The organism is Pectobacterium aroidearum (assembly GCF_015689195.1).
Taxonomy (GTDB): domain Bacteria; phylum Pseudomonadota; class Gammaproteobacteria; order Enterobacterales; family Enterobacteriaceae; genus Pectobacterium; species Pectobacterium aroidearum.
The window spans coordinates 1,396,545-1,409,221 of record NZ_CP065044.1 but is presented as its reverse complement, the minus strand read 5'-3'; the positions used below and the strand labels follow the sequence as shown (position 1 = coordinate 1,409,221).

The 12,677-nt window shown below is 47.7% G+C and carries 11 protein-coding genes; 4 read left to right on the top strand and 7 right to left on the bottom strand.

All coding sequences use genetic code 11. The features are described 5' to 3' along the window. Positions 1-140 precede the first annotated feature (140 nt). From I2D83_RS06360 to I2D83_RS06350, 3 genes are all read left to right on the top strand, one after another. A complete protein-coding gene (locus tag I2D83_RS06360) occupies positions 141-1,493 on the top strand; it encodes a TolC family outer membrane protein (RefSeq protein ID WP_015841234.1) in 1,353 nt (450 codons plus the stop codon). A gap of 78 nt (positions 1,494-1,571) precedes the next feature. Then, entirely contained in the window at positions 1,572-3,806 is a 2,235-nt protein-coding gene (locus I2D83_RS06355) for a type I secretion system permease/ATPase (protein ID WP_205947732.1), read from the top strand. After that, a complete protein-coding gene (locus tag I2D83_RS06350; RefSeq protein WP_015841236.1) occupies positions 3,793-5,154 on the top strand; it encodes an HlyD family type I secretion periplasmic adaptor subunit in 1,362 nt (453 codons plus the stop codon). The genes I2D83_RS06355 and I2D83_RS06350 overlap by 14 nt, the downstream gene beginning before the upstream one ends. Before the next feature lie 43 nt (positions 5,155-5,197). Here I2D83_RS06350 and I2D83_RS06345 read toward each other — a convergent pair whose 3' ends face one another. Further along, positions 5,198-6,712: a sensor domain-containing protein gene (locus I2D83_RS06345; protein WP_015841237.1), complete on the bottom strand. Its 1,515-nt coding sequence runs from the start codon at positions 6,710-6,712 to the stop codon at positions 5,198-5,200. 786 nt (positions 6,713-7,498) lie between these two features. Further along, positions 7,499-8,290, bottom strand: a complete 792-nt coding sequence (gene pdeH, locus I2D83_RS06340; RefSeq protein ID WP_015841238.1) for a cyclic-guanylate-specific phosphodiesterase — start codon at positions 8,288-8,290, stop codon at positions 7,499-7,501. 468 nt (positions 8,291-8,758) lie between these two features. Here pdeH and I2D83_RS06335 point away from each other — a divergent pair, with 468 nt between their 5' ends. Beyond that, positions 8,759-9,019 carry a YfhL family 4Fe-4S dicluster ferredoxin gene (locus I2D83_RS06335; protein WP_015841239.1) on the top strand — a complete coding sequence of 87 codons (261 nt, stop codon included), beginning with the start codon at positions 8,759-8,761 and terminating at the stop codon, positions 9,017-9,019. Between the two features lie 18 nt (positions 9,020-9,037). Here the strand turns inward: I2D83_RS06335 and acpS are convergent, their stop codons facing one another. The 5 genes from acpS to rnc form a co-directional block, all read right to left on the bottom strand. Then, positions 9,038-9,418, bottom strand: a complete 381-nt coding sequence (gene acpS, locus I2D83_RS06330; protein WP_015841240.1) for a holo-ACP synthase — start codon at positions 9,416-9,418, stop codon at positions 9,038-9,040. Beyond that, positions 9,418-10,149: a pyridoxine 5'-phosphate synthase gene (pdxJ, locus tag I2D83_RS06325; protein ID WP_205947731.1), complete on the bottom strand. Its 732-nt coding sequence runs from the start codon at positions 10,147-10,149 to the stop codon at positions 9,418-9,420. The genes acpS and pdxJ overlap by 1 nt, the downstream gene beginning before the upstream one ends. 80 nt (positions 10,150-10,229) lie before the next feature. Then, on the bottom strand, positions 10,230-10,967 hold the full coding sequence (gene recO, locus I2D83_RS06320) for a DNA repair protein RecO (RefSeq protein ID WP_015841242.1): 738 nt from the start codon (positions 10,965-10,967) through the stop codon (positions 10,230-10,232). 11 nt (positions 10,968-10,978) lie between these two features. Next, positions 10,979-11,884, bottom strand: coding sequence for a GTPase Era (gene era, locus I2D83_RS06315; protein WP_015841243.1), 906 nt, complete (start codon positions 11,882-11,884; stop codon positions 10,979-10,981). After that, on the bottom strand, positions 11,881-12,561 hold the full coding sequence (rnc, locus tag I2D83_RS06310; RefSeq protein WP_010280465.1) for a ribonuclease III: 681 nt from the start codon (positions 12,559-12,561) through the stop codon (positions 11,881-11,883). Before rnc ends, era begins: the two co-directional genes overlap by 4 nt. Positions 12,562-12,677 lie beyond the last annotated feature (116 nt).

The following is a 12,677-nucleotide window of genomic DNA, read 5'->3' as shown; positions in this document are numbered from 1 at the left end:
CTCTGGGTGCGTCAGGAAAATAAATTAACATATTGATATTAAAGGAATAAAAGCAAATCAATTTGTTAAGCGTTTATATAACACTCAAACACTTTAATAGGAATAATCACAAATAAAGTTTTTGTGAAGGGAAACTGCTGATGATTCGTAGATACCATTTCGCTTTATTGCCTTTTATTACCGTTTTTTCCACAGCGACGTATGCAGAGACGATCCAGGAAGCTATTAAAAGCACGCTCTATACCCACCCCGAAGTGAGCGCATCTATTAATAGTCGTTTTTCTGCCGAGCATGATTTGCGCGCAGCAAAAGGGGGATATCTTCCCTCCATTACGCTGAGTGCTGGTGTTGGCCGCGAAGAAACCGATAGCCCCTCAACACGCGCCAGCATCAATAAACGCGTTGAACTCAGCCGTCAGGAATCGAGTATCAATTTAAGCCAGACGGTGTTCGATGGTTTCGCCACCTCAAGCGAGGTTGGCAGACAACGCGCCACGGTCAACTCACGCGCCTATAAAGTATTAAATACCAGTGAGTCGACGGCATTAGATACCGTTCAGGTCTATCTCAATGTTCTGCAACGTCAGGAATTTGTCCGCCTGGCGGAAGCCAATCTGGCAAGCCACGAGCGCATTTACGATCAAATCAGGCTACGCAGCGAACAGGGCGTTGGCCGCTTGGCGGATTTGGATCAGGCCGAAGCACGTCTTGCACAGGCGCGTAATAACGTGCTGACAGAACAAACCAATCTGGACGATGCCAAAATCAACTACATGAGCGTTGTGGGTAAAGTGCCGGATAATTTGGTGATGCCCGATGCTTCTGTAATAAAACTCCCCGCGTCGTTAGAGGAAGCCCAGCGCATCATGTTGGCTAACAGCCCCGCGCTGAAATCCGCAGAGTCAGATATTGAAGCCACGCAGCAGCAATATGAAGCCTCGAAATCAACGTTTTATCCACGCCTCAACGTTGAGCTCTCTCGAACAATGGATAACAACGTTGATGGGACGCGCGGTCAAAACAATGAATGGCAAGCGATGCTGAGGATGCGCTACAACCTGTATGAAGGCGGTAGCAGCAAAGCCAACATGGAATCAAAAGCCTATCAGGTAAAAGAAGCGCAGGATGTGCGAAATAATGCCCTGCGCCTGCTGGGTGAAGAGCTAAAGCTAGCCTGGTCAGCGTTAAATAACTCGCGCCAGCAGCTGCCGATCGCCGCCGAATATGCCGACCGCAGTATGAAAGTGCGTACTGCCTATCAGAAACAATTTAGCCTGGGAGAAAGGACGCTGTTGGACCTGCTGGACAGTGAAAACGAGCTGTTCACCGCACAACGCCGTCTGGTTGAAGTTCGCTTCACCTCCCTTTATACCGAATACCGGATCGCATCACGTATGGGAGAGTTATTAAATCGTTTGGCTATCCCAGCCCCTGATGCCGGTACCAGCTTGACAAACGTAACCACCCACGCAGAGTTGCCGAGCCTTAATTAATATATTTCATTGGTCAGACGGCGATAAATTATGGTTTATATGCGAGGAATTACGTTGCGTAAGGGAACGTTCCGTTAAATGAAGTTGCATTCAGTACAAGAGACTCAGGGTTCTGATAAATCAGTTACCCATGAGTCTATCGTCCATGAACCGACTGTCGCTCATGAAACGGTCACTAATGAAAATAGTGACCCTCGCAGCCGTCATGATGACCCGTTATTGGATGGTTTACTGATCCTCTGTGCCTTGCAGGGGAAATCGGTCAGCCGTACCACACTCACCGCCGGACTCCCCTTAGCCAACCAGCGACTCTCTGTAAAACTGCTTCCAAGAGCCGCTGCACGCGCGGGGCTGCAAGGGCGCGTTCTCAAACGTTCTCTGAATAAAATTTCCGATATGTCGCTCCCCGCGATGTTGCTGTTACGGGAAGGGAGAGCGGCGATTCTGCTAGGCTGGAACGCTGACGGCAGTGCACGCCTGATGCCCAGCGAAACAGAAGGCGGGGAAATTTCCGTTGAGCACAATACGCTGCAACAGAACTATCTGGGTCTGGTGATGTTCGCCCAGCCTCGCCATCAGTTCGATCTGCAAAATCCATCGCTGATCCCCCGCACCAAATCCTGGTTCAAGGACACGCTTAAGCTTTCACGTTCACTCTATCTCGATGCCGTGCTCGCGACGCTGCTGGTGAACATTATCGCGCTTGCTACACCGCTGTTTGTGATGAATGTCTATGATCGGGTGGTGCCAAATCAGGCAATGTCAACCTTGTGGGTACTGGCTATTGGTGTTACCGGTGCTTTTGTTTTCGATTTGATACTCAAAACACTGCGCGGCGTTTGCCTCGATATGGCGGGCAAAAAAACCGATCTGATTATTTCCGCCACGCTATTTGAGCGTATCACCGGTATGTCGATGAAGGCCCGGCCACCGCGGGTCGGTAGTTTCGCGCAGAATATTCATGAATTTCAATCGCTCAGAGACTTCCTTTCCTCACTAACGCTGACGACGCTGATCGATTTTCCTTTTACATTGCTGCTGCTGTTGGTGATCGGCATCATCGGCGGCCCGCTGGTCTGGGTTTCCATCCTGGCCTACCCTATCGCCTTGCTGGCGAGTTGGGCGATGCAAAAGCCGCTGTCTGCCACCATTGAAAAAACGATGCATCTTGCCAGCGAACGGCAGGCAACGCTGATCGAAACCTTGAGCTGTCTGGATGCCATCAAGGTCAATAATGCGGAAAGCGAACGTCAGCACCAATGGGAACAGACCATTGGCAGCTTGAGCAAGCTGGAAATGCGAGCCAAAGTGCTGTCCTCACTGGCGGTAAACCTGACGCAGTGGTTCCAGCAATTTGCTGGCGTTGCCATGATTGTCGTCGGCGTCTATATGCTGATTAACGGTAAGCTCAGTATGGGTGGGTTGATTGCCTGTTACATGCTGAACGGCAGAGCGCTCATGCCGCTAGGTCAACTGTCTGGCCTGGTCAGTCGTTACCAACAGGCGCGTTTGACGATGCAGACCACCGAACAGATGATGCAGCTGCCGCAAGAGCGTAGCGATAACGAACGCCCGCTGAAGCGCGAAAGCATTCGGGGCGGTATCGAATTTCGCGATGTGACGTTCAATTACCCGGAACAAAAAACCAGCTCGCTGCAAAGTATCAGTCTGACCATCGCTCCCGGTGAGAAAGTGGGCGTTATTGGCCGCAGCGGTTCGGGAAAAAGCTCGCTGCAAAAACTGATTGTGAATCTCTATCAGCCTAATACCGGCAATATTCTGATCGACGGCGTTGACGCTCGTCAATTAGATGTCAGCGATTTACGCCACAATATCGGCTATGTTCCTCAAGATATTCAGTTATTTAGTGGTTCACTGCGTAATAACCTGATTAGCGGCGCACGCTATGTCGAAGACGAAGCGATGCTGCGAGCTGCAGAAATTTCAGGGGTGAACGAGTTTGCTCGTCTGCACCCGGATGGCTATAACCTTCAGGTTGGCGAACGCGGCCAGCAACTCTCCGGCGGACAACGTCAAGCTGTCGCGATAGCCAGAGCATTGTTGCTCGATCCCCCCATTCTGGTGCTGGATGAACCCACCAGTTCGATGGATAACACCAGTGAAGATCGGTTAAAGCAGGCTCTGGCTCCCGTCATTGCAGAGAAAACGCTTTTGCTGGTTACGCATCGGGTTTCCATGCTGGCGCTTGTCGATCGTTTAGTCATTGTCGATAAAGGTAAAATTATCGCGGATGGGCCAAAAGCGATCGTGATGGATGCGTTGAAGAAGGGGCAAATCAATGCGTCTCGGTAAATATATCAAACGAATCAAACGATATTTTGTCGGCGGAGATGAAGAAGGCCTGCAAACGATGCCGGAAGTAAGCCGGGCAATGGCCGAGGATTCACCGCGTTCTATTCGCTTCACGCTATGGGCTATCGGCGCTTTTTTCCTGTTTTTCATACTGTGGGCTGGGCTGGCGGATATCGATGAAGTCACCCGGGGTGACGGTAAAGCCATCCCGTCTTCCCGATTGCAAAAAATCCAAAACTTGGAAGGCGGCATTGTCACAGAGGTATTCATTCATGAAGGCCAGGTCGTTAATGCGGGCGATCCTTTGCTGCGCCTTGATGATACGCGCTTCGCTTCCAATGTCGGTGAAACCGAAGCCGACCGGCTTGCACTGCTATCACGTATCGAGCGCCTGAACGCCGAAATCAACGATCGGGAACTCGTACTTTCGGAAGAAATTACGACGCAAGCGCCTAAAATCGCGGCCGGAGAAAAAGAACTTTATAACAGCCGCCGCCAGCAGCTCCACAATGAGGTGTCTGGTCTGGAAGAGCAGTTGATCCAACGTCGCCAGGAACTGAGGGATTTCTCCGCAAAAGAAATTCAGTTCCGCAATAGCCTGGGCCTGCTGCAACAAGAAATTAAAATGTCAGAACCGCTGATCGCAGAAGGCGCCATTTCTAAGGTAGAAGTTTTACGCCTGCGCCGCGCAGAAGTCGAAACCCGTGGTCAGCTTGATTCCATCAAGCTCTCGATTCCCCGGGCAGAGTCTGCGATTAAAGAGAGCGAGAATAAAATAGAGGAAACGCGCAGCCGTTATAAAAGCGAGGCGTTATCTCAGCTCAGTGAAGCACAGACCAATCTGAACAAAATTGAAGCCACGGGCAAAGCACTCGAAGACCGAGTAAACCGTACGCTGGTTGTCTCCCCCGTCCGTGGTATCGTGCAGCAGGTTTTGGTGAATACTATCGGCGGAGTGATTCAACCGGGTAGCGACCTGGTGGAAATTGTTCCACTGGACGACAAACTGTTAGTTGAAGCCAGAATTCGTCCACAGGATATTGCGTTCTTGCACCCAGGTCAGGATGCCGTAATAAAATTGACGGCCTACGACTACACCATCTATGGCGGTCTAAAAGGCCAGTTGGAACAAATCAGCCCGGACACCGTAACCGATAAAGAAGGGAACAGCTTTTATATTATTCGTTTACGGACTGATAAGAATTATTTAGGCTCAGCCGATAAACCACTTCTTATCATTCCAGGCATGGTGGCCTCAGTTGATATAATCACGGGCAAGAAAACGATCCTCAGCTATTTGTTAAAGCCGATTATTCGAGCAAAAGCAGAAGCGTTACGGGAAAGATAATAAAAAAGGCGCTCAACAGAGCGCCTTTTTTATATTCCATTTATCAATGATCGTTCATATTGTGATAAATCTGAGTTTGGCTGCGCCCCATGGCTTTAGCCTGATACATGGCTGAATCAGCATTAATTGCTAATGTCAGAGAATCAGTTCCGTGTTCTGGATACAGCGCAATACCGATACTGCATGATATATCCAGCGTTTTTCCATCGATCTCAAATGGCTTGTTCAATGCGTTATGAATTTTATCTGCAACATAAAGCGTATTGTCAATTTCCTTAATACCCTGAAGCAGAATAATAAATTCATCACCGCTGCGGCGATATACCGTATCCGAATCGCGAACGGCACCGCGCATACGCGCTGCCGCTTCTTTCAAGAGTAAATCGCCAACAGCATGCCCGAACGAATCATTTATCTGTTTAAATTTATCGAGATCCAAGAACATCAGTGCGATTTTTCTACCCGTTTGTTTGGATAACAAAATCGCCTGTTCCATTTGCTCGGCAAACGTCAGGCCATTAGCCAACGACGTTAATGAGTCATAGTGCGCCAATTGACGATAGTGTTCTTCGCTGCGCCGCAGCATGTCAATAGCATGATACCGCTCGATGGCGATCGCGATCAGCTGTGCCGATTTCTCAATAGAGAAAATTTCGTCCTCGGTCGGTACATACACTTTGCGATGGTAAACGCTTAAAACACCTAATATTTCTTTGTTCTGGCCGATGATAGGTTCAGACCAACAGGAACGCAGCCCGGCATATAACGCGAGCCCTTTATATAACGACCAATGCGGATGGACCGAAATATCGTCAGCAATGACGCGCTTTCCGGTATAGGCCGCAGTACCAAAAGAGGCTACACCATCGGCAATTTTTACGTTGTGAATGGCATTTTTATAAAAACCTGGCAGGCTAGGCGCCGATCCAAGCGTCAGACATTTTTTGTCTTTATCAACCAGTAAAACAGAACAAACGATACGACCAGGATTTTTTTCCTCAACGCTAAAAATGATCGCATCAAGAATATCTTTCAGCGGCGCGCCGCTTGATAACAGCTCCAGCGCACGATTGTATGAATTATCATGATGTTCCTGTGATTTTCTTTCCGTGATATCTAACTTAATGCCGACATACTGGGTTGTGTTACTCGCTTTATTATATATTTTAACGATATTGGCTTTTTCCCAATACAGCTGTCCATCTTTACGCCGGTTAACGAACTCACCACTCCAAACATTACCTTTATTTATGGTAGACCACAGATCTTCATAGACGCTGGCGTTAGTCATACCTGAATTTAATATATTCGTTTTTTTGCCGATAACCTCATCCGGCATATAGCCTGACATGGTAATAAACTGACGATTGACGTAAATAATTTCACAATTTTCATCTGCGATCATAATTGAAGCAGGACTATATTCCATCGCAAAGAAAGTCATGTTGAGAAAATCTTGTTTTTTCTGCTCAGTTTTAAACTTTTGTTTAATTTTTCTATTTTTCACAGAAGAAAACAATAACAACAGCAATAGCAGGGTTATTATAATTTCATACACAATAACACTCTCCTCAGGCCCGAGTGGTCCTGATCGTACAAATCACAACGCTGATGACGAAAAATCCCGGTAACAAACCCCTACCCCGTCGATTTTCGGGACTGGCGCATTTCCGGAGAGCAGAAAGGATGAAAGAAAAAATGCTCCATGAAGCAGGAGTATTTAGAAACATGGCAACGTCAGCATAAAGCCCTCGCATATGACTGTGCGCAGATAAAAACAACAAATTCAAAAGAGTATCTTAATTTAATAGTAGTAATTGTTCGGGTTATAAGTTTTTCTAATGGAATAAAAAAATATTCCTAGGGGTACATAGCGATATATTCTGAACATCAATTTTTTGTAAGCAAATCAATTATACCAATAAGTATCATTGTTTTAATCAACAAAATCTATCATAAAATGATTTTTGATCGTTAACAGTAAACATTATATTTTTTTACCATTAAAAATCAAATAATTAAAAGAAAAAAATAAAATCATTAACGCAAGCGTTTGATTATATATGTCATAATTTGATGCAAAATCAGCAGTATCTCTTCTCACTACGCCATCAAAATTAAACACTGCCATAACAAATAAAACAAGAATTAAATAACAAAAATAAAACAAAACACAGAATTAGCGATTGTGAATCTGAAAAGAATGCTGAGCGGCTAAGGAGACGATGTTGTGTGCAACAATGAAATATTAGGAAATATAATGAATGAATATGGTGAAGCAAAATGGAGGGATATACAGCAATGCGTTAATACAGAAGTGATAGCCTAAACAATAGGTTACCACCTATAGTTCGAGCTTCAGCGCCTCAAAATTCTCAAATGGCTGAGGACGCGAGAGGTAGTACCCTTGGGCGGCGTAAGCATGCGATGCCTGAACAATTGCCCACTCCTCCTTGGTTTCGATTCCCTCAATAACGACATAATTGCAAAAACGCGATAGCAAAGCGATCAGTGCAGGAAACACCGTCTTCCCTTCCCCACTCTGTTGGAGAAGAATAAAAAGTTCACGCGCCACTTTAATGCAATCATACTGAGCCAGCATCAGTGATGAAAAATTCGCCATACCACAACCGAAATCATCCAGCCACAGTGTTTGCGCCTCAGGGAGCTTGGTTAATATTTCTTTTGGCAGCCCTCCCTGATTTTCGACCATTTCAAAACGAATCCAAGGCATCGCCGCGATCAGACGTTTGGCTTCCAGATTATTTTGCAACGCCAGTAGCGTCATACCATCAATATTGACGGAGGCAAAAAGATCGTCGCGAGTAAATCGAAAACTCCACTGAGATAAAAGTTGCAGTTGTTCTACAATAATTAACAGACGGGTTTCAACATCAATATTCGCGAAGTATTTTTCAGGGGAGATAAATTTTTGCGGCAGGGTAGGAGAAAAAACGGAAGTCAGTAACTCAATAGCCATTAATTTACCTGATGTTCGGTAAATGGGCTGGAAAGTATACCGCCGTTGACATTGATGCCAGTAATCAGCGCTTAATGACTCCTCGCTTCCCTGTTGGAAAAACCCTGTCCCAACCTGATTAAGATGACCTTCCTGCTGCACTATGAGTTCCGCCATTAAACTGACACTATTAGTTATAAAATTATATCATACGGACATGCACCGTCATCGACTCTCCAGATGCAAACTTCATCGGCAATACCGATTAAATCAATGTCCATGATATTACAAAAATAAGTGGTTCAATATCACAACTAATTTATTTAAATTGTAAATCAATAAATTAAAACCCAAGAAACACAGTCGCACTGGCTGATTCATACAGTCTAAAGCATGCGTATGAAACCAATTTAACGAACAGATGGTAATTTTACCCTGTAACCTCACTATTTATGCAGCCAATAAGCGACATGTTGAGGGCATCCGAAAACACGCAGAGCCCTCAGCAAACCGCCCAGAAAAAGGGCGCACCAAAGGCAATAGGAATCAATTCACCAGTATATTTCCCATCAATGACGGTTACGCGTGTTTAAACGAGCCCCAACGGGTATAATCTGCGCCCTGTTTGTAAGGTAGAAGAACATCATGGCGTTACTCATCACCCATAAATGCATCAACTGTGACATGTGTGAGCCCGAGTGTCCTAATCAGGCCATCTCCATGGGCATGGACATTTATGAAATTGATACCACTCGCTGTACGGAGTGCGTTGGCCACTATGACACACCGACGTGTCAGAAGGTCTGCCCGATCGACAACACGATCGTTAAAGATCCAAATCATATGGAAGGTAATGAGCAGCTGTGGGAAAAATATGTGCTCATGCACCATGCCGACAGGATTTAAGCATCGGTTTACAGACGATCAACTTTCAACAATCACCGTCGCACAGGCATAGCGTCTTTCGTCAGCCAGCGTGACATGGACGTGTCTGACGCCCATCTGTTCAGCCAGCTCTGCCGCTTTAGCAAAAAACCGCAGACAGGGTTTACCCAGTTCGTCATTAAAAACCTCAAACTGGTTGAACGCGAGCCCGTTGCGAATGCCGGTACCGAAAGCTTTCGCTGCCGCCTCTTTCACAGCAAAGCGCTTGGCGAGGAAACGGACAGGCTGCTGATGCTGCTGATAATGCGCCCATTCAGCATCAGTCAGAACGCGGCGAGCTAATCGCTCGCCTGAACGTTCAATCACCGCTTCAATTCGAGCAATTTCGACAATATCCGTTCCGAGCCCGAGAATCGCCATCAGCGACGTGCTTCCCGCATCAGATTCTTCATTTCAGCAACGGCATCCTTCAATCCGCTCATCACCGCACGTCCGATAATCGCATGCCCGATATTTAATTCGTGCATTTCCGGCAGCGCAGCAATCGGCTGCACGTTATGGTACGTCAAACCGTGGCCAGCATTGACTTTCAGCCCTTTCGCCGCAGCATAAGTTGCCGCATCACGAATGCGCTCGAATTCATACTGACGCGCTTCATCATCTGGCGCATCGGCATAGGCACCGGTATGAATTTCGATATAAGGCGCACCGCTGGCAACGGCGGCATCAATTTGTCGTTTATCCGCATCAACAAATAGCGAAACCAATATGTTAGCCTGGCTGAGTCTGGCAACCGCGTTATTGATTTTTTCCTGCTGTCCCGCGACATCCAGCCCGCCTTCAGTTGTCACTTCCTGGCGTTTTTCCGGCACCAGACAGCAAAAATGCGGCTTCACCTCACAGGCAATATTCAGCATTTCTTCGGTGACAGCCATTTCAAGGTTCATGCGAGTTTGGAGCGTATCTCTCAGGATCCGCACATCACGATCCGTAATATGGCGGCGATCTTCACGTAAGTGCACCGTGATGCCGTCCGCTCCCGCTTGCTCAGCGACAAACGCCGCCTGAACAGGATCGGGATACGCCGTCCCACGCGCATTACGCAGCGTTGCAATGTGATCGATGTTAACGCCAAGCAGCAGTTCAGCCATGATAAATCCTCGGTAAAGTCATGCACGTTACGTGGCAGTTTACACCGATGTCACAGCAGCAGGGTACAGAGGAGACGGGATTATTTATCAGAAGACGTGGGTTTGGACAAATTAGCAGCAGGAACAAACTGACGGAACAGTTCGCGACTTTTCAACGGTTTCCCCCCCAGATACGGCTTTAATGCGATGCGAGTGAAACGCTTTGCCGCCTTCAGTGTACCGTTATCAGGAAATTCACGCGATGCCAGCGAACGTAACTCATGCCCGGTAAAGCTTTTATTATCGACCACCAGACTGGCAATAAATCCCCTTTCCTCTCGATATTGATAGGTCATGGTATCGGCCACAGGTTCACCGCTACCGGCACAATGCAGGAAATCAACGCCGTATCCCAGATAACCCAGCAACGCTAATTCAAAGCGCCTTAATGCAGGTTCAGGAGACGCATCCTGAGCAGCAAGATGTTGTAAACAATGGAGATAATCGAAAAAGAGAGCGGAATAATTGGTTTCATGTTCCAGCACGCGAGACAGCAGCTCGTTAACATATAAACCGCTATAAAGCATCGATCCCGTTAACGGCAGCGCGAGCGAAACGGGCTCGGCGCTGCGTAATGTTTTCACTTCTCCCCGGCCGCTCCAGCGCACCAGCAGCGGAGTGAAAGGCTGCAAACACCCTTTCAGGCTAGAGCGACGGGCTCGCGCACCCTTGGCAAGCACGCGCACGCGACCATCGCTTTCGCTAAACAGATCCAGCAATAAGCTGGTTTCACTATAAGGTCGCCCATGTAAGACAAATGCGCGCTGCCAGCCTTCCATCGGCGTGAACCTTACAGATCTTCGCTATAACCCAGGCTGCGCAGGGCACGTTCGTCATCTGCCCAGCCGGATTTCACTTTAACCCACAGCTCAAGGTGAACTTTGGCCTCAAACATCTCTTCCATATCCTGACGAGACTCGATACCAATGGTTTTAATTTTGGCGCCTTTGTTACCAATGACCATCTTCTTCTGGCCTTCACGCTCAACCAGAATCAGGCCGTTGATGTCATAACCGCCGCGCTCGTTAGTCACGAAACGCTCGATTTCGACCGTGACGGAATAAGGCAATTCTTCACCCAGGAAGCGCATCAGTTTTTCACGGATAATTTCCGATGCCATAAAGCGCTGTGAACGATCGGTAATGTAATCTTCCGGGAAATGGTGCGTTGCCTGCGGTAAGTGCTTACGCACAATGCTGGCAATCGTATCGACATTCGTGCCCTTCTCGGCAGAGATCGGAACAACGTCAAGGAAGTCCATCTGCTGGCTGAGGAACTGGATATGCGGCAGCAGCTTGGTTTTATCCGTGACGTTATCGACTTTATTGATCGCTAACAGCACGGGGAGTTTTTGATCGCGCAGCTTGTTCAATACCATTTCATCATCGTCGTTCCAGTGTGTACCTTCAACAACGAAAATGATCAGTTCAACATCACCAATTGAACTGCTGGCAGCACGGTTCATCAGGCGGTTAATCGCCCGTTTTTCTTCAATGTGCAATCCCGGCGTATCCACATAAATAGCCTGATAAGGCCCTTCAGTGTGAATGCCCATGATGCGGTGCCGCGTCGTCTGAGGCTTACGTGACGTAATGGAGATCTTCTGCCCCAGTAATTGATTCAATAACGTCGATTTACCGACGTTTGGTCGACCAACAATCGCGATAAAACCGCAGTGTGTCTGTACTTCGCTCATTCAAGCTCCAGTTTTTTCAACGCTTGTTCAGCCGCAGCCTGTTCAGCTTTACGACGGCTCGATCCTGTACCAATGACCGACTCACTAAAGCCGCTCACCTGACAGTGGATAGTAAACTCCTGATCGTGTGCTTCCCCACGAACCTGCACCACCAGATAGGTTGGTAGAGGTAGGTGACGCCCTTGCAGAAACTCCTGCAACCGCGTTTTCGGATCTTTTTGCTTATCGCCGGGACTGATTTCATCCAGCCGCGTTTGATACCAGTTCAGGATCAAACGTTCGATAGTCTGAATGTCGCTATCGAGGAAAATGCCGCCGATCAGCGCTTCAACCGTATCAGCCAGAATCGATTCGCGACGGAAACCGCCGCTCTTTAATTCGCCAGGGCCGAGGCGCAGGCACTCTCCCAGTTCGAATTCACGTGCGATTTCCGCCAGCGTATTTCCCCGCACCAGCGTCGCCCGCATCCGACTCATATCCCCTTCATCAACCTTGGGAAAACGATGATACAGCGCATTGGCGATCACAAAACTCAGGATGGAGTCACCCAGGAATTCGAGTCTTTCATTGTGTTTGCTGCTGGCGCTACGATGCGTCAACGCCTGTAACAAAAGCTCGTACTGCTGAAAAGTATAGCCCAGCTTTCTTTGTAAACGATTTATCAGGATGGGATTCATGTGTTACCAATAGATCAACGATGCGTCAAAAACAGCAGCATACGGAACAGCCCTGCTTACCAATTCGGTCAAAACTGTTTCGTTTGCATTGGCCCCCGCAAGGGAGCCTGCCTTTC

Coding starts and splice junctions, on each gene's coding strand:
- I2D83_RS06360 (WP_015841234.1), top strand. CDS start 141: ATGATTCGTAGATACCATTTCGCTTTATTGCCTTTTATTACCGTTTTT.
- I2D83_RS06355 (WP_205947732.1), top strand. CDS start 1,572: ATGAAGTTGCATTCAGTACAAGAGACTCAGGGTTCTGATAAATCAGTT.
- I2D83_RS06350 (WP_015841236.1), top strand. CDS start 3,793: ATGCGTCTCGGTAAATATATCAAACGAATCAAACGATATTTTGTCGGC.
- pdeH (WP_015841238.1), bottom strand. CDS start 8,290: ATGGCGGAACTCATAGTGCAGCAGGAAGGTCATCTTAATCAGGTTGGG.
- I2D83_RS06335 (WP_015841239.1), top strand. CDS start 8,759: ATGGCGTTACTCATCACCCATAAATGCATCAACTGTGACATGTGTGAG.
- acpS (WP_015841240.1), bottom strand. CDS start 9,418: ATGGCGATTCTCGGGCTCGGAACGGATATTGTCGAAATTGCTCGAATT.
- pdxJ (WP_205947731.1), bottom strand. CDS start 10,149: ATGGCTGAACTGCTGCTTGGCGTTAACATCGATCACATTGCAACGCTG.
- recO (WP_015841242.1), bottom strand. CDS start 10,967: ATGGAAGGCTGGCAGCGCGCATTTGTCTTACATGGGCGACCTTATAGT.
- era (WP_015841243.1), bottom strand. CDS start 11,884: ATGAGCGAAGTACAGACACACTGCGGTTTTATCGCGATTGTTGGTCGA.
- rnc (WP_010280465.1), bottom strand. CDS start 12,561: ATGAATCCCATCCTGATAAATCGTTTACAAAGAAAGCTGGGCTATACT.